Source organism: Terrabacter sp. Soil811 (assembly GCF_001429655.1).
Classification (GTDB): Bacteria; Actinomycetota; Actinomycetes; order Actinomycetales; family Dermatophilaceae; genus Terrabacter.
The window spans coordinates 119,294-140,649 of the sequence record NZ_LMSX01000010.1; the positions used below are offsets into that span (position 1 = coordinate 119,294).

19 protein-coding genes are annotated in these 21,356 nt (G+C 72.2%); 7 read left to right on the forward strand and 12 right to left on the reverse strand.

From position 1 onward, the window contains the following. Window positions 1-7: 7 nt before the first annotated feature. From ASH01_RS17825 to ASH01_RS17850, 6 genes are all read right to left on the reverse strand, one after another. Window positions 8-931, reverse strand: coding sequence for a carbohydrate ABC transporter permease (locus ASH01_RS17825; RefSeq protein ID WP_082619960.1), 924 nt, complete (start codon window positions 929-931; stop codon window positions 8-10). A 1-nt stretch (window position 932) separates the two neighbouring features. After that, the gene (locus tag ASH01_RS17830; protein ID WP_056779080.1) at window positions 933-1,943 is read right to left on the reverse strand and encodes a carbohydrate ABC transporter permease; all 1,011 of its coding nucleotides are present in this window, start codon (window positions 1,941-1,943) and stop codon (window positions 933-935) included. 4 nt (window positions 1,944-1,947) lie between these two features. Next, window positions 1,948-3,234 carry a sugar ABC transporter substrate-binding protein gene (locus ASH01_RS17835; protein ID WP_056779083.1) on the reverse strand — a complete coding sequence of 429 codons (1,287 nt, stop codon included), beginning with the start codon at window positions 3,232-3,234 and terminating at the stop codon, window positions 1,948-1,950. Between the two features lie 102 nt (window positions 3,235-3,336). Then, a complete protein-coding gene (locus ASH01_RS17840; protein ID WP_056779087.1) occupies window positions 3,337-4,368 on the reverse strand; it encodes a LacI family DNA-binding transcriptional regulator in 1,032 nt (343 codons plus the stop codon). A gap of 314 nt (window positions 4,369-4,682) precedes the next feature. Beyond that, complete coding sequence (locus tag ASH01_RS17845) at window positions 4,683-5,213, reverse strand: pyridoxamine 5'-phosphate oxidase (protein ID WP_082619961.1); 531 nt, start codon at window positions 5,211-5,213, stop codon at window positions 4,683-4,685. Further along, complete coding sequence (locus tag ASH01_RS17850) at window positions 5,210-5,548, reverse strand: VOC family protein (RefSeq protein WP_056779090.1); 339 nt, start codon at window positions 5,546-5,548, stop codon at window positions 5,210-5,212. Before ASH01_RS17850 ends, ASH01_RS17845 begins: the two co-directional genes overlap by 4 nt. A gap of 111 nt (window positions 5,549-5,659) precedes the next feature. Here ASH01_RS17850 and ASH01_RS17855 point away from each other — a divergent pair, with 111 nt between their 5' ends. From ASH01_RS17855 to ASH01_RS17875, 5 genes are all read left to right on the forward strand, one after another. Next, complete coding sequence (locus tag ASH01_RS17855; protein ID WP_056779092.1) at window positions 5,660-6,580, forward strand: sigma-70 family RNA polymerase sigma factor; 921 nt, start codon at window positions 5,660-5,662, stop codon at window positions 6,578-6,580. Between the two features lie 42 nt (window positions 6,581-6,622). Next, on the forward strand, window positions 6,623-7,636 hold the full coding sequence (locus ASH01_RS17860) for a patatin-like phospholipase family protein (protein ID WP_235508530.1): 1,014 nt from the start codon (window positions 6,623-6,625) through the stop codon (window positions 7,634-7,636). 117 nt (window positions 7,637-7,753) lie between these two features. Next, window positions 7,754-8,776 (forward strand): Y-family DNA polymerase, encoded by a 1,023-nt coding sequence (locus ASH01_RS17865; RefSeq protein ID WP_056779101.1) that lies wholly within the window; start codon window positions 7,754-7,756, stop codon window positions 8,774-8,776. A gap of 33 nt (window positions 8,777-8,809) precedes the next feature. Then, window positions 8,810-9,607, forward strand: coding sequence for an arylamine N-acetyltransferase family protein (locus ASH01_RS17870; protein ID WP_056779105.1), 798 nt, complete (start codon window positions 8,810-8,812; stop codon window positions 9,605-9,607). Window positions 9,608-9,665: 58 nt separating this feature from the next. Continuing rightward, window positions 9,666-11,264, forward strand: a complete 1,599-nt coding sequence (locus ASH01_RS17875; RefSeq protein WP_056779107.1) for an MFS transporter — start codon at window positions 9,666-9,668, stop codon at window positions 11,262-11,264. 16 nt (window positions 11,265-11,280) lie between these two features. On the opposite strand, the gene ASH01_RS17880 is transcribed toward ASH01_RS17875, so the two are convergent. The 3 genes from ASH01_RS17880 to ASH01_RS17890 form a co-directional block, all read right to left on the reverse strand. After that, a complete protein-coding gene (locus tag ASH01_RS17880; RefSeq protein WP_082619992.1) occupies window positions 11,281-11,691 on the reverse strand; it encodes a VOC family protein in 411 nt (136 codons plus the stop codon). A gap of 296 nt (window positions 11,692-11,987) precedes the next feature. Further along, window positions 11,988-13,523 carry an HNH endonuclease signature motif containing protein gene (locus ASH01_RS17885; RefSeq protein WP_056779109.1) on the reverse strand — a complete coding sequence of 512 codons (1,536 nt, stop codon included), beginning with the start codon at window positions 13,521-13,523 and terminating at the stop codon, window positions 11,988-11,990. A 132-nt stretch (window positions 13,524-13,655) separates the two neighbouring features. Continuing rightward, window positions 13,656-15,077 (reverse strand): esterase/lipase family protein, encoded by a 1,422-nt coding sequence (locus ASH01_RS17890; protein WP_056779114.1) that lies wholly within the window; start codon window positions 15,075-15,077, stop codon window positions 13,656-13,658. Window positions 15,078-15,273: 196 nt separating this feature from the next. Between ASH01_RS17890 and ASH01_RS17895 the strand changes: the two genes are divergently transcribed. After that, window positions 15,274-15,906, forward strand: a complete 633-nt coding sequence (locus ASH01_RS17895; RefSeq protein WP_056779117.1) for a hemerythrin domain-containing protein — start codon at window positions 15,274-15,276, stop codon at window positions 15,904-15,906. On the opposite strand, the gene ASH01_RS17900 is transcribed toward ASH01_RS17895, so the two are convergent. From ASH01_RS17900 to ASH01_RS17910, 3 genes are read right to left on the reverse strand one after another with little or no spacing between them, the layout of a single operon-like run. After that, a complete protein-coding gene (locus tag ASH01_RS17900; protein WP_056779703.1) occupies window positions 15,907-17,142 on the reverse strand; it encodes a benzoate/H(+) symporter BenE family transporter in 1,236 nt (411 codons plus the stop codon). It lies immediately after the preceding gene. Between the two features lie 7 nt (window positions 17,143-17,149). Further along, window positions 17,150-17,950, reverse strand: coding sequence for an inositol monophosphatase family protein (locus ASH01_RS17905; RefSeq protein WP_056779120.1), 801 nt, complete (start codon window positions 17,948-17,950; stop codon window positions 17,150-17,152). 29 nt (window positions 17,951-17,979) lie between these two features. Next, window positions 17,980-19,554 carry a hypothetical protein gene (locus tag ASH01_RS17910; protein ID WP_156415644.1) on the reverse strand — a complete coding sequence of 525 codons (1,575 nt, stop codon included), beginning with the start codon at window positions 19,552-19,554 and terminating at the stop codon, window positions 17,980-17,982. Between the two features lie 454 nt (window positions 19,555-20,008). Between ASH01_RS17910 and ASH01_RS17915 the strand changes: the two genes are divergently transcribed. Beyond that, complete coding sequence (locus ASH01_RS17915) at window positions 20,009-21,229, forward strand: GNAT family N-acetyltransferase (RefSeq protein ID WP_235509654.1); 1,221 nt, start codon at window positions 20,009-20,011, stop codon at window positions 21,227-21,229. Window positions 21,230-21,356: the final 127 nt, after the last annotated feature.

The window sequence follows — 21,356 nt, forward strand, 5'->3', positions numbered from 1 at the left end:
GGGAGGCCTACTTGAGGCCGGTGGTGGCGATGCCCTCGATGAAGCGCTTCTGGAAGATGAGGAAGACGACGAGGATCGGGATGATGACGACGGTGGCGCCGGCGAGCAGCAGCCCGTAGTTCGTGCTGTTCTGGCCGGTCGAGTAGAGGGCCAGGGCCACCGGGAGGGTGTACTTGTCCTCGGACTGCGCCACGACGAGCGGCCACAGGAAGTTGTTCCAGCTGCCGAGGAAGGTCAGGATGCCGAGCGTCGCGAGCGCAGGACCGCAGAGCGGCAGGATGATCTTCCAGAAGATCCGCAGCTCACCGGCACCGTCGACGCGCCCTGCGTCGAGCAGGTCCCTCGGCAGGCCGAGGATGAACTGGCGCATGAGGAAGACGCCGAACGGGCTGACGAGGAACGGCAGGAAGAGGCCGGGCAGGGTGTTGACGAGTCCGGCGTTCGCGACGAGCACGAAGAGCGGCACGAAGGTCACGACGCCCGGGATCATGAGCGTGCCCATGACCGCGATGAAGATCGCCTTCTTGCCCCTGAAGTCGAGCATCGCCAGGGCATAGCCGAGCATCGAGCAGAAGACGAGGTTGCCGGCCGTCACGACGACGGCGACGACGATCGAGTTCGTGAAGAACTGTCCGAAGTTCAGCTTGCTGAACAGCTGCGTGTAGTTGTCGAGCGAAGCGCTCTCGGGCAGCCACGTCGGCGGGATCTGGCGCAGCTCGCCCTCACCCTTGAAGCTGCCGAGCACCATCCAGACGAACGGTGCGATGACGGCGACGAGCGCGACGGTCAGCAGCACGTAGAGCCACCACCGGCTGCCCTGGCTCGAGCCGACCATGCCGGACCCGGTCCTGCTCGCCTTCGCCTTCGGTGCCGGGGCCGGAGCGGTCGGCCCGGTCGGCCCGGTCGGACGCGGTGCGGTGTCGACGGACATGTCAGGTCCTCTCTCGGAGCAGGCGGAACTGCAGGGCCGTGACGATCGCGATGACGACGAAGATGATGTAGCTCATCGCCGACGCGAGACCGTAGTTGCCGAAGCCGAACTGCTGGTAGGTGTACATCGACAGCGAGATCGTGCTGTTGAGCGGGCCGCCCTTGGTCATGACGAACGGCTCCTCGAAGAACTGGAGGTAGCCGATGGCCGTCGTGACCATGACGAAGAGCAGGGTCGGTCGCAGCAGCGGCATCGTGACGTGGCGGAACCGCTTCCAGGCGTTGGCGCCGTCGATGGCGGCCGCCTCGTGCAGCTCGGCCGGCACGGCCTGCAGCCCCGCGAGGAAGATGATCATCGCCGTGCCGAAGTTGCGCCACGAGGCCATCATGATGAGCGCCGGCATCGACCAGTTCGGGTCACCGAGCCAGTTGGGACCGGTGATGCCGAACCACCCGAGGGCGGTGTTGATGAGACCGCCCGGGTCCTGCAGGAGGAAGCGCCACACGACGGCCACCGCGACGATCGAGGTGATGACCGGCATGTAGAAGCCGAGGCGGAAGACCGCGCGGAAACGGGTGATCCCCTTGTCGAGCGCGACCGCAGCGGCGAGCGCCACGACGAGCGTCAGCGGCATACCGACGAGGACGAAGTACGCCGTGTTGGCGGCGGCCTTGCGGAAGGTCGGGTCCGACAACGCCTTGGTGAAGTTGTCGAGGCCGACGATGTTGACGCTGAAGGGGTGTCGCAGGTCGCGGGCCTTGGTGTCGGTGATGCTCATGAAGAGCGACTGGACCACCGGCCAGGCGGTGAAGGCGAGGAAGAGCAGGCAGAAGGGGATCGCGAGGATCCAGGCCGCCCGCCCCTCCCGACGGCGGGCCGATCCGACCCGGCCGGGGGAGCCTCCGTCGCCCGCCCCCCGGGACGACCCGTTCGTGGGTCGTCCCGGGGCGGTGACCGGAGGTGGCGTCACGGGTCCGGCGGGGGACCCGGTCGTGCCGGTCTGGGCGGTCATCGGATCACATTCCCGTGCCGATGGACTCGGCCTGCTGCTGGGCCGTCTTGAGTCCGGTGGCCGGGTCCTCGCCGGTCTTGGTGACCTTCTCCATCTCGGTGTCGAGCCCCTTGACGGCCTGCTCCCACGTCGGGAACGACGGCGGCGCCTTGGCGGTCTCGAGCTGCTTGCCGAAGACGGCGAGCTTCTTGTCCGAGGCGAGCGCGGGGTCCTGCCAGGCGCTCTTGACCGACGGGAGGTCGGTCGAGATGGTGTACCACTTCGACTGGACCTCGGGGTCGGCGAGCCACTGGACGAACTTCCAGGCGGTGTCGCGGTTCTTCGTGTTCTTGAAGACGACGAAGTTCGAGCCACCGACGAACGACGACGACCCGGCCGAGCCGGCGGGGATCGGGGCGACGTTGTACTTGTCCTTGAAGCCGGCGCCGCCGACCTTCTCGACCGCGGACATCATCCACGGGCCGGAGATGAACATCGGGACCTTGCCGCTCGCGAAGTCGGGCTCGGTCGTCGGGGTCGCCGGGGCGCTCTTGTTGGAGATGCCGTCGGTGAAGTACGACTGGTAGTACTTCGCAGCCTTGACCATCTCGGGGCTGTCGAAGTTGTACGCCTTGCCGCCGTCCTTCGTGAGGTCGGCGCCGTCGCTCCAGGCGAACGGCATGAGGGTCTGCCACGAGCCCTCGCCACCGGCCTGGAGGCCGATGCCGTACTGCGCGCCGGCCTTGGTCTGCATGGCCTTGGCCATGTCCTTGAGGCCCTGCGCGTCGGTGGGCACGCTGTCGTAGCCGGCCTTCTTGGCGAGGTCGGTGCGGTAGAAGAGGACGCGGGTCTCGACGTACCAGGGGATGCCGTAGGACGTGCCGTTGACCTCGGTGGTCTTCTGCGCACCCTCGAAGAAGGCGGACGTGTCGATCTGCGCCGGCGTCGGGTCGATGGCGTCGCTGCTCGCGAACTCGCCCATCCACGTGGTGCCGACCATGGCGACGTCCGGCGTGTTGCCGGAGGCGATCGAGGCCGTGAACTTGTCGTGCGCGGCATCCCACGGGATGGCCGTGACCTGGACCTTGACGCCGGGGTTGGCGGCCTCGAAGTCCTTCGTCAGCTTGGGCAGGTTGTCCCCCTCGGCACCCATCGCCCAGACGGTGATCGTGCCGGTGGCCTTGCCGGTGCTGACCGCGGCGCCTGTCTGACCGGCGGTGGTGCCGCCGTTCTCGGCGCTGCGACCGCAGGCGGTCACGGTGAGGGCCGCGGCAGTCATGCACGCGACCGTGATGGCTGTGGTGCGTCTCATCGGTGTCTCACTTTCTCGGGTGTCTCCGACATCGGTGTCGGGGGTTGGGGAGGGACGGACGGGGGCAGGGGGATGGCGGTGGAGGAGCCTGGCGGGTCGCGCTCAGCGGGTGGGGCAGCCGCAGGACCCGCGGATGACCACTTCCGTCGGCAGGATCTGCGGCTCGAGCCGCGGCAGTGCGCCGGAGACCCGCTGGTGCAGGCGCTCGGCGGCGATGACGCCGAGCTCGTGGACGGGCTGGCGCACGGTGGTGAGGCCGGGGCGCACGTAACGGGACGTCATGACGTCGTCCCAGCCGACGACGGCGATCTCGCCGGGGACGTCGCGGCCGGCGTCCTGGAGGTGGCTCATGATCGCGAGGGCGAGCTCGTCGTTGGCGCAGACGAGGGCGTCGGCCTCGATCTCGCCGGCGAGGATGCGCTCGGCGACGGCCTCGCCCTCCCCCTCGCGGAACGGGACGCGGACGGGGGCTGCGGGCTCGAGGCCGCGCGCCCGGTGGGCGGCGACGAAGCCGGCGTGGCGCTCGGCGATGTCGGGTGCGCCCTCGGGGTCACCGACGAAGACGAGGCGCGTGCGGCCGTGGGCGAGCACGTGCTCGGTGAGCTGCTCGGCGCTGTGGGCGTTCTCGGCGCGGACGCTCTCGATGCCCTCCTGGGGCGTGCCCGCGATGATGACGACGGGCTTCTGGCCGTGCAGGGCCCGGGCGACGGCGGGCGGCATGGCGGCCGAGCCGAGCACGGCGATGGCGTCGACGCGGGTGGCGAGCTGGCGCACGGCGCGAGCGAGGTCGGCCTTGCCGTCGGTGAGCATCAGGGTGACGCTCTGGCCGAGCTCGGCGGCCCGCGACTCGAAGCCCATGAGCAGCTCGGAGTAGTAGGGACCGGTGAGCTCGGGCAGCACGAGACCGTGTGCCTCGTGATGGCGCACGGCGAGGCTGCGGGCGGCGCCGAGCGGCACGTAGTTGAGCTGGTCGACGGCGTCGAGGACCTTCTGGGCCGTCGTCGACGACACGGTGCCGGCGCCCTGGAGGACGCGGGAGACGGTGGCGATCGAGACGCCGGCGCGCTCGGCGACGGAGTAGATGGTGGCGCCCGCCGAGGCCGCGCCGTCCGGGTGCTTGCGTGCTGTCGCCATGGGTCCCACCTCTCGCGTCTCGTCGTTGAGTGATGTGTCGCGACCAGGCCCCTGACCGGGTATCCCCGGCTCTGTAAGCGCTTACATCTGCACCTCCATACTGCACAGGTCAGCGCGGGGGCGCAAGACCCGCCCCTCGCTGCGGACAGCCCTGGGGGGCCGGGCGGGCGTCGGCGACACCCCTCCCGGCCCCTCGTCACAGGACGTCACCCACGCCGATCGCGTATGCCGTCACGCCCCGTCGGAGCAGTCGCCCCGTCACCCTGTGGCTGGGGCGGGTTCGACTGTGGCACAGGCGAACTCGACATGCTCGGTCACTCGTCGGACCTGATCCACCGCCCGTCGAGCATCACGTCGCGGCCGCGCAGCTCGTTCTCCTCGCGCCAGGCCTGGATGCGGCTCGGGACGACCCGGAAGAAGAGGTATGAACCCGAGGTCTCCCGAGGGTCGAATCCGGTCCGCTGGGCGAAACGGTCGGCCTCCGCGGGCTCGAGCGCGGTGGTCGGGACCACCTCGACGGACCCGTCGACCATGACGACGTCACGCGTCGCGCCGAGCCCGATCCGCACCCCTGCGCCGGACGCCAGACCGCGTCCCGCGACGCTGCGCTCACCCGTCGAGAGCAGCATCGCGCGCCCGTCCCAGTCGAACGACAGGGGCACGAGGTGCGGTGCGCCGGTGGCGGGATCGGTCGTCGCGACCCAGCAGTCGATCTCCCGGCCCAGCAGCTCTCGGGTGTCCCGGACCCTCTGTGCGGTCGGTCGCGGCGGCCGAGGGGACGCGGGCACCTCGGCGGGCGGACGGCATACGCCCTCGGTGCTGTCGGGGACGTCGTCGGCCGTCATCCCTGCATCACGCCGATCATGTTGCCGTCGGCATCGAGGAGCACGGCCACAGTGCGCCCGCCTCCGACGGCGGTCGGCTGCTGGCTGACGGTCGCGCCGGCCGCGGTGAGCGCGGCGACGGTCGCCTCGAGGTCGTCGACCGACCAGTAGGGCGTCGCGCCGGTCAGGCCCTTGCGGTGCCCGTTCGGGTCGAGGGCGATCTCCTGGCCGTCGACGGAGTAGCCGACGTAGTAGGACTCGTCGGTGTGTGGCTCGGTGCCGAGCAGGGTCGTGAAGACCTGCTTGGCGGCGGCGAGGTCGGCGACGGGGTAGATGAGGGTGTTCACGGCGGACATCTTGGACTCCTGGTGAGTGATCGCGGTGGGTTGCCGAGCGGTGGTGGTGTCACATCCGGTGGCGCCGGCTCGTCAGTGCTATGACGGATCACGACCGGAGGATGTGACGAGATGGACGACGAGACCCGCGAGCAGTGGCTCGCCCGCGACTTCGAGCAGCAGCGGCCACGGCTGCGGGCCGTGGCCTACCGCGTGCTCGGGTCCGCCGCGGACGCCGACGACGCCGTGCAGGAGGCGTGGCTGCGCCTCAGCCGCAGCGACACGACCGAGGTCACCAACCTCGCGGGCTGGCTGACGACCGTCGTCGGGCGGATCAGCCTCGACATGCTGCGGTCGCGCAGCTCGCGCCGCGAGGACAGCTGGGACACCGGGCTCGCCGAGCTCGTCGCGGGTGGTGACGTGCGCACCGCGCCGACCCAGCCGACGCGCCCCGCCCCCGATCCGGCGAGCGAGGTCGAGCTCGCCGACAGCATCGGCCTGGCCCTGCTCGTCGTCCTCGACACCCTCGCCCCGGCCGAGCGGCTCGCCTTCGTGCTCCACGACCTCTTCGGGATGCCGTTCGAGCAGATCGCCGACATCCTCGACCGCTCCCCCGCCGCGACCCGCCAGCTCGCGAGCCGCGCCCGTCGCCGGGTGCGCGCCGCCGACGCGGACGGGTCCGGGCCGGCCCGCACCCGGCAGCGCGAGGTCGTCACCGCCTTCCTCGCCGCCGCACGGGGCGGCGACTTCTCCGCCCTGCTCGAGATGCTCGACCCCGACGTCGTGCTGAGCGCCGACGAGGCAGCGGTCGCGATGGGCTCGCCCGACGTGCTCCGCGGGCCCGAGGCCGTGGCCCAGCGGTTCAACGGCGGCGCCAGGTCGGCACGGCTCGCGGCCTTCGACGGCGGCATCGGCGCGGTGTGGACGCTGCGGGGCGAGGCCATGGTGGCCTTCCGCTTCACCGTGGACGACCGCGACCTCGTCACCGGCATCGAGATGGTCGCCGACCGTGCGCGGCTCGACGCGATGGAGATCTGGTTCCTGACGTCCTGACCGGCGCGCGAGCCGTCCGGGAGGCGGACTATCGTCGAGGACGTGGCTGAGGGGATGCGTGCAGCGGTCGTGCTCGGGTCGGGCGGGGCGCGCGGCTACGCCCACATCGGCGCGCTCGAGGTGCTCGCCGAGCGCGGCTTCGAGATCGTGACGATCGCGGGTACGTCGATGGGCGCGCTCGTCGGCGGGGTGGCGGCCGCAGGGCGGCTCGACGCGTACACCGAGTGGGCCCGGAGCCTGACCCAGCGCGAGGTGTGGCGGCTGCTCGACCTCAGCATCACCTCGCCGAACGGCGCGATCCGGGCCGAGCGGATCATCGCGAAGGTCGGGGAGATCCTCGACGGCGCGACGATCGAGAGCCTGCCGATCCCCTACACGGCCGTCGCGACCGACATCAACGCGCGCCGCGAGGTGTGGTTCCAGCGCGGGCCGGTCGAGCACGCGATCCGCGCCTCCATCGCGATCCCCGGCGTCATCACCCCCGCCGTCATCAACGGCCGGGTCCTCGTCGACGGCGGTCTCATCAACCCGATCCCCATCGAGCCGACCGCGGCGACCTCGGCGGACCTCACGATCGCCGTCTCCCTGTCGGGCATGCGGGCCACCGGCGGACCGACGACCCCCGTCAAGGAGTCGTCGGAGCCCGTGTCGCGCGAGGAGTGGACGACCCGGCTTCGGCGCAGTGCCGCCGAGGTGCTCGAGTCCGATCGGGTCCGCGCCATCACGAGCCGCTTCGGCGGGCACGCCCGCGACCACGACCACGACGTCGAGCACGACCAGCCGATCCCGCCGGAGGCCGTCGACCGGCTGGCGCAGACGCCGACCGATGCGCTCGTCGTCCGGTCGGCCGACGTCGGGCTCGTCGACCTGCTCAACATGTCGTTCGAGACGATGAGCGCCCTCATCTCGCGCTATCGGATGGCCAGCAACCCGCCGGACGTGCTCGTCACCGTGCCGTCCAACGCCGTGCGGACCCTCGACTTCCACCGGGCCGCGGAGATGATCGAGCTCGGTCGGCAGCTGACGACCGAGGCGCTCGACCACGCCGGCTACTGAGCCTCGTCATGACCCGGCGGGTCGTGTCGCGGATGGTGGGGTGATCACCCCACCGAGCGCAGCACCATCACGCACGCCATCCGTCGGCCTGTCGGTGGCCGGGCGGAGACTGGGCCGGTGGTGATCCTGCACGCCGACGCCGACGCGTTCTTCGCCTCCGTCGAGCAGCGCGACGACCCGGCGCTGCGCGGGCGGCCGATGGTCGTGGCCCACGAGGTCGTCGCGTGCCCGTCCTACGAGGCACGTGCGCTCGGCATCCACGCCGGTATGCCGCTGCGGCAGGTCCAGCGCCGTTGGCCGCAGGTGCTCGTCACCGGCTACCGCGCGGAGGCCTACGAGGAGGCGTCCGTCCGGCTGTTCGAGGTGTTCCGCCGCTTCACGCCCCTCGTCGAGCCCGGATCGGTCGAGGAGGCCTTCCTCGACGTCACCGGACGCGACCGCGGCGATCCGCGCGGGATGGCGGTGGCCCTGCGCGCGGCCGCCCGCGCCGAGGTCGGGCTCCCGGTCTCGGTCGGCGTCGGGCGCACCAAGCTCATGGCCAAGCTCGCGAGCCGCCGCGCCAAGCCCGACGGCCTCGTCGTCGTCGACGCCGAGCTCGAGGCGCGCGTCCGGCCTCGTCTGCGCCTTGACGAGCTCTGGGGTGTCGGTCCGACGACCTACGGAAAGCTCCACGCCGCAGGGCTGTTCGTCGTCGCCGACCTCCACGCCCTCAACGAGGACGACCTCAAGCGCCTCGTCACCACGGCGATGGCCCGGCGTCTCGTCTCCATCGCGCGGGGCACCGACGACGCGACGATCCGCCTGCCCGGGCCGCGCAGGTCGGTCAGCGCGAGCCGGTCACTGCCCGCGACGCGGACCAGGTCCAAGGTCGTGGCGGTGCTCGACGGCTGCGTCGAGCGTGCCGTCGCGCGGGTGCTCTCGCTCGACGGTGCGCCGCGTCTCCCCCGCCGCCTCGAGGTCCTCGTCCGCTACGACGACGGCACCCAGGTGCTCGAGCGCGGCCCGCTCGCCGCCCCGTCGCTCGACCCGACCGTCCTGCGGTCCGCGGCGGGAGACCTGCTCGAGCGCACGGCCTACGAGTGGGACGGGCGCGGCGTGACGATGGTCGGCGTGACGCTGCCGCTTCCCGCGCCGGCTTGACCTCAAGGCGGCTCGAGGTCGCAGGATGACCGGGTGACCTCACCGACGACGACCGACGCGCTGACGACGACCGAGGCGACGGCATACCTCCGGCGCATCGGCGCGGCCGCTCCCGAGTCCCCCACCCTAGCGGCGCTCGCGTCGCTCCACCGGGCGCACCTGCTGGCCGTGCCGTTCGAGAGCCTCGACATCTCGCTCGGCCGGCCGATCCGCCTCGACAACGCGTCGCTGCTGGCCAAGGTCGTCGACGCCCGGCGCGGCGGTTACTGCTACGAGCTCAACGGTCTCTTCGCCCTGCTGCTGCGCAGCCTCGGGTATGCCGTCGACCTCGTCTCCGCGCGTGTGACCACCGCGGCCGGTGGGCTCACCGACGACTTCGACCACGTCGCGCTCGTCGTGTCGGGCGGCCGGCTCGAGGAGCCCGTGCTCGCGGACGTCGGGTTCGGCGAGGGGTTCATCGAGCCGCTGCCGTTGCGCGACGGCTTCGAGCGACGCGAACGCGGACACCTCGTAGGACTCGTGCGGCGCGACGACACGTGGGTCTCCCGCGAGCGCCGCGACGGCGAGGACTGGCGCGACTGCTTCGTCTTCTCGACGGTGCCCCACCCGCTGACCGACTTCGCGGCGCGCAACGAGTGGCAGCAGACCTCGCCCGACAGCCACTTCACGCGGTCGCGGCTCGCGTCGCTGCTGACGCCGACGGGCCGGGTCACCCTGAGCGGCGACCGGCTCATCACGACGACACAGGGCCGACGCGAGGAGACCGAACTCGCCGACGAGGACGCCGTGCGCGCCGCCCTCGTCGCCCACTTCCTCATCCTCCTCGACTGACTGACGCACCCCCTCGACCTCGCTAGACTGCGACCCATTCGGTGGCCGAGAGGGTGACATGACGCAGAACCCCGCCCAAGGTTCGGATCCCGATGTGCCGGGGAGCCGCCGCCTGATGCTCCTGCTGGCCATGGCGATGTTCGTCCTCGTGGTCGACACCTCCTTGATGAACGTGTCGATCTCGGCCGTCATCACCGACCTCGACACGACGGCCAGCGGGGTGCAGTCGGCCATCGCGCTCGAGGCGCTCGTCTCGGCCGCGTTCATCCTCATCAACAGCAAGGTCGGCGACCTCATCGGCCGCAAGCGGGCCTACGTCCTGGGCCTGCTCGGATACGCCATCGGGGCGCTCGCGATGACGCTCGCCCAGAGCCTCACGGCGATCATCATCTTCTGGGCGATCATCGGGGGCCTGGGAGCCTCGTTGCTCCTGCCGGCGATGCAGTCACTGATCCACGGCAACTTCGCCGGGGCAGCCCAGAAGCAGGCCTACGCGCTCGTCGGCGCCTCGGCCGCCATCGCCGCCGCGATCGGCCCGCTGCTCGGCGGGTTCGTCACGACGTACCTGTCGTGGCGGGTCGGTTTCGCCCTCGAGGTCCTCATCATCGTCGTCGTGCTGAGCCAGATCCGGCTGGTCCGGGACGTCGAGTACACCGGTTCGCGCCAGATCGACGTGGTCGGCGCGATCCTGTCCGCCCTCGGCATGGGCGGGGTGGTGCTGGGCATCCTCGTCTGGCAGGAGGGCGGTCAGTACGTCGGCCTGCTCCTCGTCGTCGGGGCGACCGCGCTCGTGCTCTTGGCCCGGTGGCTCCGCCGGCGCAAGCGCGCCGGGCAGGTCACCCTGCTCGACCCGGACCTGTTCCGGCACCCGAACTTCACGGCCGGTGTCACGGGCCAGCTGCTGCAGCAGGTCACCCTGGGCGGCGCGATGATCGCCCTCCCGCTCTACTTCCAGATGACGCTGGAGTACAACGCCCTCCAGTCCGGCCTGTCGCTGGCTCCGCTGTCGTTGACGATGTTCGGGGCAGCCCTGCTGGCCGGACGCAAGGCCGGTGACCGGCGACCGGCCTCGATCATCCGCACCGGCTTCGTCCTCACGAGTCTGGGTGTCGCGATCATCCTCCCGCTCGTGCCCCGCGCCGACAGCGCGTGGTACTTCGTGGTCCCGCTCGCGATCACCGGTTGCGGCCTCGGCCTCCTGGTCTCGCAGCTGAACAACTACACCCTCGCCCCCGTGGAGGAGGAGCGCGTCAGCGAGGCCGCCGGCGTCAACTCCGCGGCCGGGTCCTTCGGGCTCTCCTTCGGTCTCGCGATGGCGGGCGGCCTCATGCTCGCTGCGCTGTCGGTCGGCTTCACCCAGCTGGCGCAGAACAGCTCCGTCATCCCGGCCGCGCAGCAGCAGCAGATCGCCCAGGCCCTCGAGCACGACGCCGAGATCATGAGCAACACCCAGCTGGAGCAGCAGATCTCTGGCCAGCCGGCCGAGGTCGAGGCCGAGGTGCTGGCCATCAACGACGAAGCCCGCAACCGCTCTCTCCAGATCGCCCTGCTGGTCCCTCTCCTCGCCGGCCTGCTGGGTCTGGGCAACTCGTTCCGCATGCTGCGGCTCCCCGACCAGAAGCCGTCGACGTCACTCGACGGTCTCGACTTCGGCTGACGGCCGCGGGCCCGCCTCAGCCCCAGGCGTCCGGGGTCGGACGGCAGAGGCAGAACGGGTGGCCGGCCGGGTCGGCGTAGACGCGGAACCCGCGGTCCGGCGCAGGCTGCGGTGGCTCGACAGGATCGAGTGCCGTGCCGCCGAGGGCGAGCACCCGCTCATGGGCGGCGGCGATGTCGGCGACGACGAAGTCGAGGTGCGCCTGCTGCTGGCCGCGGGGCCAGTCAGGAGACTCGTGCCCGGGTGCGAGCTGGGTCGCGATGCGCGGGCCGTCCCACAGCACGTTGAACCAGTCACCCTCGGGGTCGGCCTCCACTGCGCCGCCCAGGAGGTCGGCGTAGAACTGCGCCACCCCTGCCGCGTCCGCGCAGTCGAGCGCGACGCAGTCCCAGCCGATCGTCGATCCAGTGCTCTTCTCTGAAGTCATGCCCACCACCCAACCACCGCCTGACGACAGTGCGTCAGACCGACGGAGCGGGGGTCGACAGAACGGGAGCGACAGAACGGGAGCGACAGAACGGGATGGGCCAGGGCCCGACCGGCGGCACCCCGCGCGTGGCGGCGCACGACATCGCGGGGTCGGAGAGCGTCCGAGCGCGGGAGGCGGGCCGCACCTGGACTTCGCCCCAGCCTTCGCTCGCCTCCTGGTCCCGCCGAGCAGGGATCATCGCCACCGGAATGGACCCGGGACCATGTGGTGCACGCGTCCCGGCCCGTGCCGGGTCAGGGCCGTCGATGCTCGCGCGGTGGCTGCCAGATGACGTCGCTCGGCGTGACGATCGCCGTCACCCCGAGCTGGTGGACGATCGTGTGGTGCCTCCCACAGAGGAGGGCACCGTTGGACAGGTCGGTCGTTCCGCCGTGAAGCCAGTGCACCACGTGGTGGGCCTCGCACCACTGCGGAGGTACGGAGCACCCCGGGTAGCTACAGCCGCGGTCGCGCTGCGCCAGCGCCAGTCTCTGGGCGGGAGTGAAGTAGCGATCCTCGCGTCCGATGTCGAGCGACTGGGACGGACCGCCCAACACCATCGGGATGACCTCGGCCTCGCAGGCCACCCGGCGCACCGTCGCTGCGGACAGGACCTCGTCGTTGTCGGCCAGCCCGGCACCGCGCAGGCGGTCGAGCAACGCCTCCAGCGACATCGTGACCACGAGCTTCGTCCTCGGCGTCCGGGTGACGCCTTGGGGCGCCGCGACGGCGCGTCCGATCAGCTCGAGCAGGGCGTCGGCACGGCGCGTCGCTGCCGACCGGGGATCGACGGACGACCCGCGCTGGACTCTTGCGCCGCCATCCTCCGCATCGATGCCTCGCCCGCGTCGACCAGCCGCCCCACCAGCGGCCTCGCCAGCCGCCCCACCAGCGGCCTCGCCAGCCGCCCCACGCGCGGCGGCTGACCCTCGGCCGATCCGGCCAGATGATTCTCCACTGCCGGGCAGTGTGGGCCAACGACTCCAGTCCAGATCAGGGCGCGGCCGCGCCAAGGCGTCGATCGCTGCGTCGACGATGGCCGAACCCTCGGGATCGAGTCTCCAGAGGTACTCCGTCATCCCGGCGCACCGGCCGATCTTCGTCAGCGACCGGGCTGCGCGGAGGCGCTGATCATCGTCCTCGACCACCGCCGGTGGTCGAAGGCCCGCCCGGGCGTGCGATGCCAGACGCCTCAGGTCCTTGATGCCGAGCGCCGACGCGCCCTCGACCATCGCGTCGACCACACTGTCCACCTGGGCGACATCAGCACACCGGATGACGTCGTCGCGCAAGCGCACGATGACCGCAGCCTTGTCGACCGAGATCGAGCCGTCGCGCACTCCTCCTGACAGTGCAGCCCACCGTGGCTCGTTCATGGCCGCGCCCACGGCGGTCAGAGCGGCCGACGCCCCTGCGGCCAAGCCGGGAGCGTGACCCGCGACCCAGTCGTTGCGGGAGAGCCCGGATCTGTCAGGCAGCCCTCGCGCGCTCACCTCGGCGGCCAGCACTGCGGAGAGGTTGTGCGCCATCTCGCGCACGGCCTGAGCCTGCTCGATCGCGTCCCCGAGTCCCCTCTCGGCCATGGCCCACAGCGGCGTGCTGCGGGCGACCAGCCGGAGCTCCGCAGCCATGGCCGCCAGTCGTGCCGCGAGCCCCGGGAGGTCGGTCAGCCCGATCACCTCTGCGACAGCGGCCTCCCGCTCGCCCACCGGACGCGCCGGCCGCTCGGGATGAGCGACACCCGCGGGGCTCGCGCCGCCCCCGGGGCGCTCCATGGTCGATGCGGTCATGGTTCGATCATATGTTCGACTGCCGACAGTGCTCGCCGACTGTCCACAGGCCCAGAGGCCCTCGACGATCCCCGTCCGCGCGAAGACGATCCCCGTCCGCGCGAATCCGCCGGCACCACCGGGCTCGCGCCCTCAGCGGGTCGGCCTCGGCCAGACGAGGGTCGTCGAGGTGACGGGGCGCACCGTCGAGGTGGGACCGGATCCGGTGACGGTCACGGTGTGCGTGCCTGGGGGAAGGTCGTCGAAGGTTGCGACGCCGTGCCCCTTCCGCAGGGTCGGCTCGGCAGTCGCGAGCACCTTGCCCTTCGCGCTGCTGACCGTGATGGTCACGGCCTTGCGCGGCGGGTCGGCGCCCGGGTCGTCCGACTCGAGGTCGAATGACACCTTGAGCGCCTGACCCTGCGTGACGAGGTCAGGCACGACGGCGCGGACGTTCGTGTCGGTGATCTCCCGCCTCCGGACGGGCTTGGCGCTGAGGATCTCCTGCACCTGGTCGAGGACGAGCTGGTTGCACTGGAGGTTGGTGTGCTGGTCGGGCACGCGGACCGCCAGGTTGGTGTCGAGCGCCTCGCCGAGACCGACGGCCCCGGTCAGCGGCACCGTGCCGTCGCCGAAGTCGTTGTCGGTGCCGAAGTCCTGGTAGGCCGTGGCCGTGCCGCCCGAGAGCTGGGCCGTGGTCGCGGTGGGCTGCCGGATGCCGACGATCATGTGGGCGGAGGTCCGGCTGTCCGGCCGGGCCGCCTCGGCGGCCTGGAGGTCGGTGTGGAAGGCCATCGCGTCGGCGACCATCGTGGTGCTGACGTTGGGCACCGACACCTCGGTCGTCTTGGCGTAGCCCCCGCCGTTGCCGATGCACGCGAACTCCGGCAGCAGCTGGAAGAGCGAGGGCATGCTCCGCGAGAAGTCCGTGAGGTCGATCGACAGCGGGCCGATGCCCTTCTTGACGCCGTTGACGAGCTGGGTCAGCGCGTCGGTCGCCCCGCGCCACGGCGTGCCGAGGGTGATGAGCTTGCGCGTCACCTCGGCGCCGCCGCACTTCTCGATGTACCAGCGGGCGACGAGGCCACCCATGGAGTGGCAGACGAAGACGACCTTCGCGTCGGCATACGCCCCGCCCTGCGCCCGCAGCTGCTCGAGCGCCGGCTCGACGACGGTCTTCAGGCGAGCGCCGTTGTAGCGGTTGGAGAGGCGCCAGTCGTACGCGTACGTGATGAGCGTGGCCGGCTTGCCGCCGGCGCCCCGCTGGTAGCCCTGCTTCTCGAGGGCGCTGACGAGAACGTCGTAGCCGCGGATCGGCGTCCAGATGCCCGGCAGGACGTGGACGTCGGGCATGAGCGCGACCGGTTCGACGCCGTCGCCCGGGTGGTCGTCGCCGATCCCCTCCGGCAGGACCTTCTTGAGGATCGACTGGCCGCCGGTCAGCAGCTTCCAGACGGCCCCGGCGCTCGGGGCCCAGATGAGGTTCTCGCTCGCCGGCGAGCCGTCGTCACCCCGGACCCCGAGCGTGCTGCCGGTGATCCCCGGAAGCACCACGACCAGGTCGTTGCTCGTCATGCGGACCCACCACCCATCCTGCGTCGATGAACTGCGCCGGTGAACTGCGTCGATGAACTGCGTCGGACACTCCCGACCAACCAACGGTGGCACCAGCAGCGCCCGCTGATACGCGAAACGGCCAAGCCCGCGACGGCATCGGGTATGGATGCGGCACAGTGGATCCGGAACCCGCCGGACGACAGAGAGGCCTCCCGTGGACATCACCGACGTCATCCTCCGCCAGCACGACGAGCAGCGACGGATGTTCGCCATGCTCGAGGAGTGGCCGCGCGACGACCACGAGGGCCTCGCCGCCGTCTGGAAGCGGCTCGAGATCCTCCTCGAGACGCACGCCGAGGCCGAGGAGCTCTACTTCTACCCGGAGCTGCTGCGCATCGGCACGGGCGGCGCCGACGCCGAGTCCGTCGACGAGGAGGTCGAGGACGCCGTCAAGGACCACAACGACATCCGCAAGTCCGTGCGCAAGGTCGGGCGCTGCCGCACCGGGTCCGACGCGTGGTGGACGGCGGTCGTCGACGCCAACGTCCACAACAGCGACCACATGGGCGAGGAGGAGCGCCAGGACCTCGCCGACTTCCGCCAGCGCGCGAGCCTCGAGCTGCGCCACGAGATCGCGGTCCAGTTCCTGCGCTACGAGGCGGTCCGCTGGGCCGAGGGGATCACCCCGAAGGACAAGGACCCGGAGCGCTACGTGGCCGCCAGGAAGACGACCAAGGCGTCGGCCACGGCGAAGAAGGCCGCCCGCGACGCGAAGAAGGCCGCCACGACCGCGCCCGCCCGCGCGGCCCGCTCCAAGAAGGCCTCCGCAGGCGCCTCCGAGGAGTGACTAGCCGGTCAGCCGGTCCCGGCGGCGACGTTCGAGCCGGAGGGCGGCGAGGACGAGCACGCCGGCGACCAGCCCCCAGAACGCGGCGCCCACCCCGGCGACGGTGATGCCCGACGCGGCCACGACGAGGGTGACGGCGCCGGCCTCGCGGGTCGAGGCGTCGGTCAGCGCGGCCGCCGCAGCACTCGCGAAGGTGCCGATCAGGGCGAGGCCGGCGATAGTCTCGATGAGGCCTGCGGGCGCCGAACGCGCTGCGGCCGTGACGATCCCGGCGAGCGGGCCGAAGGCGAGGTAGGTGACGCCGCACGCGACACCCGCGACCCAGCGCCGGCTTCGGTCCGGGTGGGCCTCGGGCCCGGCGGCGAGCGCCGCGGAGATCGCGGCCAGGTTGATCGCGTGCGCGCCGCCGACGGCGCCGAGCGCGCTCGCACCACCGGTGTAGAGCAGCGGACCGCGGATGCCGGGCCGGTAGCCGAAGGACGCGAGCACGGCCATGCCGGGGATGTTCTGGCTCGTCATCGTGACGATGAAGAGCGGGATCGCCACGGCGAGAAGGGTCGTCGCGTCCCAGGTAGGTAGGACGAGGACGACGGACGGCGCCGCCGCCCCGAGATCGAGCCGCCCGAAGACCCCCTGCACCGCCATGACGACGAGGGCCGCCCCGAGCGCGCCGATGACCGCCCACCGCCGCGCGACCGCGACGAGGACGAGCCACGTCACCATGACCGGCGCGATCGCGGCCGGCGACGCGACGACCGCCCGGAACGGGGCGACGCAGAGCGTCAGCAGCACCCCCGCGAGCATGGCGCTCGCGAGCGGCTTGGGGATCGCCTCGACGACCCGCTCGAGCGGTCGCACGAGACCGCACAGTGCGAGCAACAGTCCACAGACGACGAAAGCGCCCACCGCAGAGGCGAACCCACCGCTCGGCACCGCGGCCGCAGCGAGCAGCGCCGCGCCAGGCGTCGACCACGCCATGGTGATCGGCAGCCGCAGCCGCCACGAGAAGAGCACGCAGCCGAGGCCCATCGTCACGCAGAGCACGAGCAGACCCGAGGCCGCCTGGTCCGAGCGCGCCCCCACCGCCCGCAGGCCCGTCAGCACGACGGCAAACGAGCTCGTGAAGCCGACGAGCCCGCAGACGACACCGGCCAGCACCGCGTGCGCCGTGGAGCCGGACGGGACGGGCGAGCCGGACGGGCCGGGCGAGCCGGACGGGCGGGTGTGCGACGTCACCGGCGGGTCAGGGCAGGTGGGCGCTCGCGGCGAGCGCACGGCATACGTGGTCGTATGCCGTGGGGCTGCCGGCGGCGACGAGCCCCGGGGGCGCGATGTCGCGAGGTGAGTACGTGACGCCCGCGGTCGTGCCGAGCAGGCCGCCGGCCTCGGAGAGCAGGAGCGAGCCGGGCACGTGGTCCCACGGCGCGGCCTTGGCGTAGACGATGTAGTCGGCCGCGCCCTCGACGAGCTGGGGGTAGTCGATGCCGCACGACACCCACGTCAGGGTCATCGGCTCGAGGCCGTCGAGCGACTGGCCGATCCACGCGCGGCGGGAGGTGCGGCCGCGCAGGGCGCCCTCGGGCCGCTCGGGGACCGTCAGGCGACGCGACCCCTCGGCGCCGTGGCGCCACGTGCCGGCCCCGCGCTCGGCGACGAAGCCGAGCTCGTGCTGCGGCTGCCAGATCCACGCCCGCACGGCCTCGCCGGCGACCGTCTCGGCGACCATGACGGCGTGGTCCTTGGAGCCGTGGACGAAGTTCTTCGTGCCGTCGACGGGGTCGACGGTGAACGCGTGGTCCGCGGCGGCATACCGCTCCATGAGCGCGGGGTCGCCCGCGAACGTCTCCTCCCCGAGCACGACGGCGTCGGGGTAGGCGCCGACGAGGGCTGCCGTGATGAGCACCTCGGCCTCGCGGTCGGCGTCGGTGACGAGGTCGCCGGGTCGCTTCTCGTGGATCTCGCCGGCGGCGAGCGCCCGGAACCGAGGGTTGATGACCTCCTCGGCCACGTCCTTGAGCAGGCTCAGCACCTCGTCGGTCTCCACGCCCCCAACCTAGCGAGCGACGGTCGGCCTCAGCGGAGCGGTCTCAGGTGCTCGGGCACGTCGAGCCACCACACGAGGGTGGCGCGAGCCTGCTCGGCCATCGCCAGCGGGTCGGGCCCCGGCTCGGGGAGGGCGTCGACGAGGGCGGAGACGAGGTCCTGCCGCCCTCGCATGCCGAGGGCGTAGACGAGGCCGCGCAGCAGCTGGACCTCGGGCTCGTCCCGGCCGGTGGCGACGATCTCGGCGATCCGACGGGCGACGGCCTCCTCGCGCTCGTCGCGACGCCGACCGCGCGGTTCCATCGTGTTGCCGACGACGTAGCCCGCCTCCTTGGCGACGTCGGGCGCCGAGGACGGCGAGAGCGCGACGCGCTCGAAGAGGTCGAGGTCCTCGACCTGGGCCATCCACGTCAGCACGGTCATGCTCTCGTGCGCCGCCACGGTGTCCTGGCGCGCGAGGGCGTCGGCGAAGGCCGCGGCGTGGACCCGGCCGATGATCCGGCTCTGCGGCGACAGCATGAGGATGCCGAGGGCGTAGGAGCGGTCCTCCTCGTTCGTCTCGCCGAGCGCCGTCTGCAGCAGGTCGCCGAGGATCGGCTCGTGGGCGGTCGCATGCCCCTCGGCTGCCTCGAGCTCGCCCCGGATGCGCAGGTGCGCCTCGCGGATCGCCTGGGCGGTGATGGCTCGACCGTTGCGGATGATCGAGGCCGCGGCCCGACGGTCCTCGGCCGTGAGCCCCGTCGCGACGCGGTGGCCGTCGGGACCCAGCGTGCGCACGAGGTTGGCGGCGCCGCGGTGCACGAGATAGGGGTGCGAGGGGTCGCGCAGGTGGTCGACTGCGAGCCGGACCGCCTCGAGCCGGGTCTCGGGGTCGAGACCGGTGCCGCGCACGAGCGTCGTCAGCACGCTGAGGCAGGCCCGCAGCGAGCTGGCGTTGGTGGGCTCGCGCAGCTGGCCGACGAGGACCGCGTAGCCCCGCGGGGCCTCCATGAAGCGCAGCAGGCTCAGGGTGTCGACGTAGAACTGCGCGTCGGGGCGGCCCACGACCTCCGCAGCCAGCGAGGCGACGACACCGGCGCTGCGGGGGTGCCCGGCCAGGCGCGCGATGGCCTCGGCCCGCTGCACGTAGTCGAGGCCGAGCCCGAGGCTGACCTCCTGGAGGAGGCGCCGGATCAGCCCCTCCCAGTCGCCGGCCCGCACCATCGCGTGCGGCATCCGTCCCAGGTGGTCCGAGAGCCGGTCCCAGTCGCCGCCGCTCATCCGCTCGTCGGCGAGCGCCCGCTCGAGCAGGACCAGGGTGGCGTCGACGTCGGGCGGGGTCGGCGGAGGGAGCGTGGCGGCCGGGCGCACGGGCTGGTGCGAGCGCGAGAAGAGGTCGACGGCGGCGAGGAGCTGGCCGTCGCGCAGGCCGAGCACCGTCTCGTAGCGGCGCACGAGCGACCGGGTCACCTCGACGCGGCCGTTCTCCCAGCGCCCGACCTGGGCCCGGTGCACCGGCTCGGCCCGACCCGCCCCCTGGGCGAAACCCGCAGCGCTGCGCAGGGCGGGGTCGGCGGCCTGCAGTCGGGCGTTGCGCAGCACCCACTGCACCTGTTCGTTCAGCACGACGACGCCCGGGCACGGCGCCCTGTTGCGCGTGGCGCCCACGTGCGCAACGACGACCCGTCGCGGCGCCCGACCTTCGTATCGTGACTCCTGGCACCGGTGGGTCGGGGCGGGAGTCGAGGCCAGGGGGAGACTCCCGCCCCACCACCGGCCTGTCGCCGCATGAGCGCCGGGCGTCGCACGCCCCGCTCGGCCCCTGTCTCCACGGCAACCCTTCCTCGCGTCGCGAGCCGGTCGGCTCCCACGCATCCTCCCCCGAGTTGCGATGTCGAGGGTTCATCGCAACGCCTGTTCGTCCGGGCGACCCATTGGGTACGGTAAGCCTCGGTACGCAGCCTGTGGAGGGGAAGCGGGCCTATGGACCGGGAGTCAGCACGCTGGCTCCCGGTCCTTCTTCTTTTGGGCGCTCGAATCGCGGGTGACGAGGGCGTATGCCGGCTGGCAGGCTGACGCCGTGACCGACGCCTCCCAGCCGCCCGCCGTGACCTCGCCCGAGACCCCGCCCGAGACCCCGCCCGAGACCTCGCCCGAGACCTCGCCCGTGACCCTGCTGACCGACGGCGTCGTGACCCTGCGCGCCCACTCGGTCGACGACGCCGACGCGATCGTCGAGCAGAGCAGCGACCCGGAGAGCCTGCGGTGGACGACCGTCCCGAGGCCCTACGCGCGCGAGGACGCACTCGGCTGGGTCGAGCACAACCTCAGCGCCTGGGGCGAGCCCCGGGGCACGCGGTCGTGGGCCATCGCGTGGACCGACGCGACGGGCACGCCCCGCTACGCCGGGACCATCGACCTGCGCCCCGGCGCGGCGCCGTCGGCCGGAGAGCTCGGCTTCGGGCTGCACCCGGACGCCCGCGGCCACGGGCTCATGTCACGCGCCGTCCGGCTCGTCGTCGCGCACGCCTTCGCGACGCCGGTCTGGGGCGCACCGGTGACCCGTGTCCACTGGCGCGCCGTCGTCGGCAACTGGGGCTCGCGGCGGACCGCATGGTCCACGGGCTTCACCTTCCACGGCACGCTCCCGGGCAGCCACCCCGACCCCGAGGGCGGCACCGAGGCGCTCGACACGTGGACCGCCAGCATCACCCCGGGCGTCCCGCTCGAGCCGCAGGCGCCGTGGTTCGCCGCGGTGCCGATCGACGGCGAGCGCGTCCGGCTGCGGCCCTGGCGGGCCGAGGACGTCGACGCGATCGAGCCGCGCGACGACCCCGGGCACTGGATGCCGTCCCGGTCGATCCTGCGACCCGAGACCTTCCCGGCGTGGCTGCGCACCCGGCAGGAGCGGATGTCCGAGGGCACGGCGGTCGACTGGTGCGTCGCCGACCTCAGCACCGACCGCGCCCTGGGGAGCGTCACCGTCTTCAGCCGCGGCGGGGCCATCACCGACACGGCCGAGCTCGGCTACCAGTTCTTCCCGAGCGCCCGCGGCCGTGGCGCCGCCAAGGAGGCGGCCCGGCTCGCCGTCGACCACGCGCTGGCCCCGGCGAGCGAGGGCGGGCTCGGCGTGCGGCGCCTCGTCGCCGAGACGGCCGCCGACAACGAGGCGAGCAACGGCGTGCTCCGGTCCGTCGGCTTCGTGGAGTTCGGTCGCGAGCACGCGGTCGACCGCGTGGCCGACGGCGGCTGGGGCGACGGCCTGCACTGGGAGCTGCTGCCGCCCGGCTCGACCGACTGAGGCCACGCGCTGGACCGAGGTGCTCACCCTGGACACCGGGCGCCCCTGTCGGCGGCCGTTCGGGTATGCCACGGTTGACGAAGCGCCGCCGGCCAGCCACCGGGCGGCGCGCCTGACGGAAGGACAC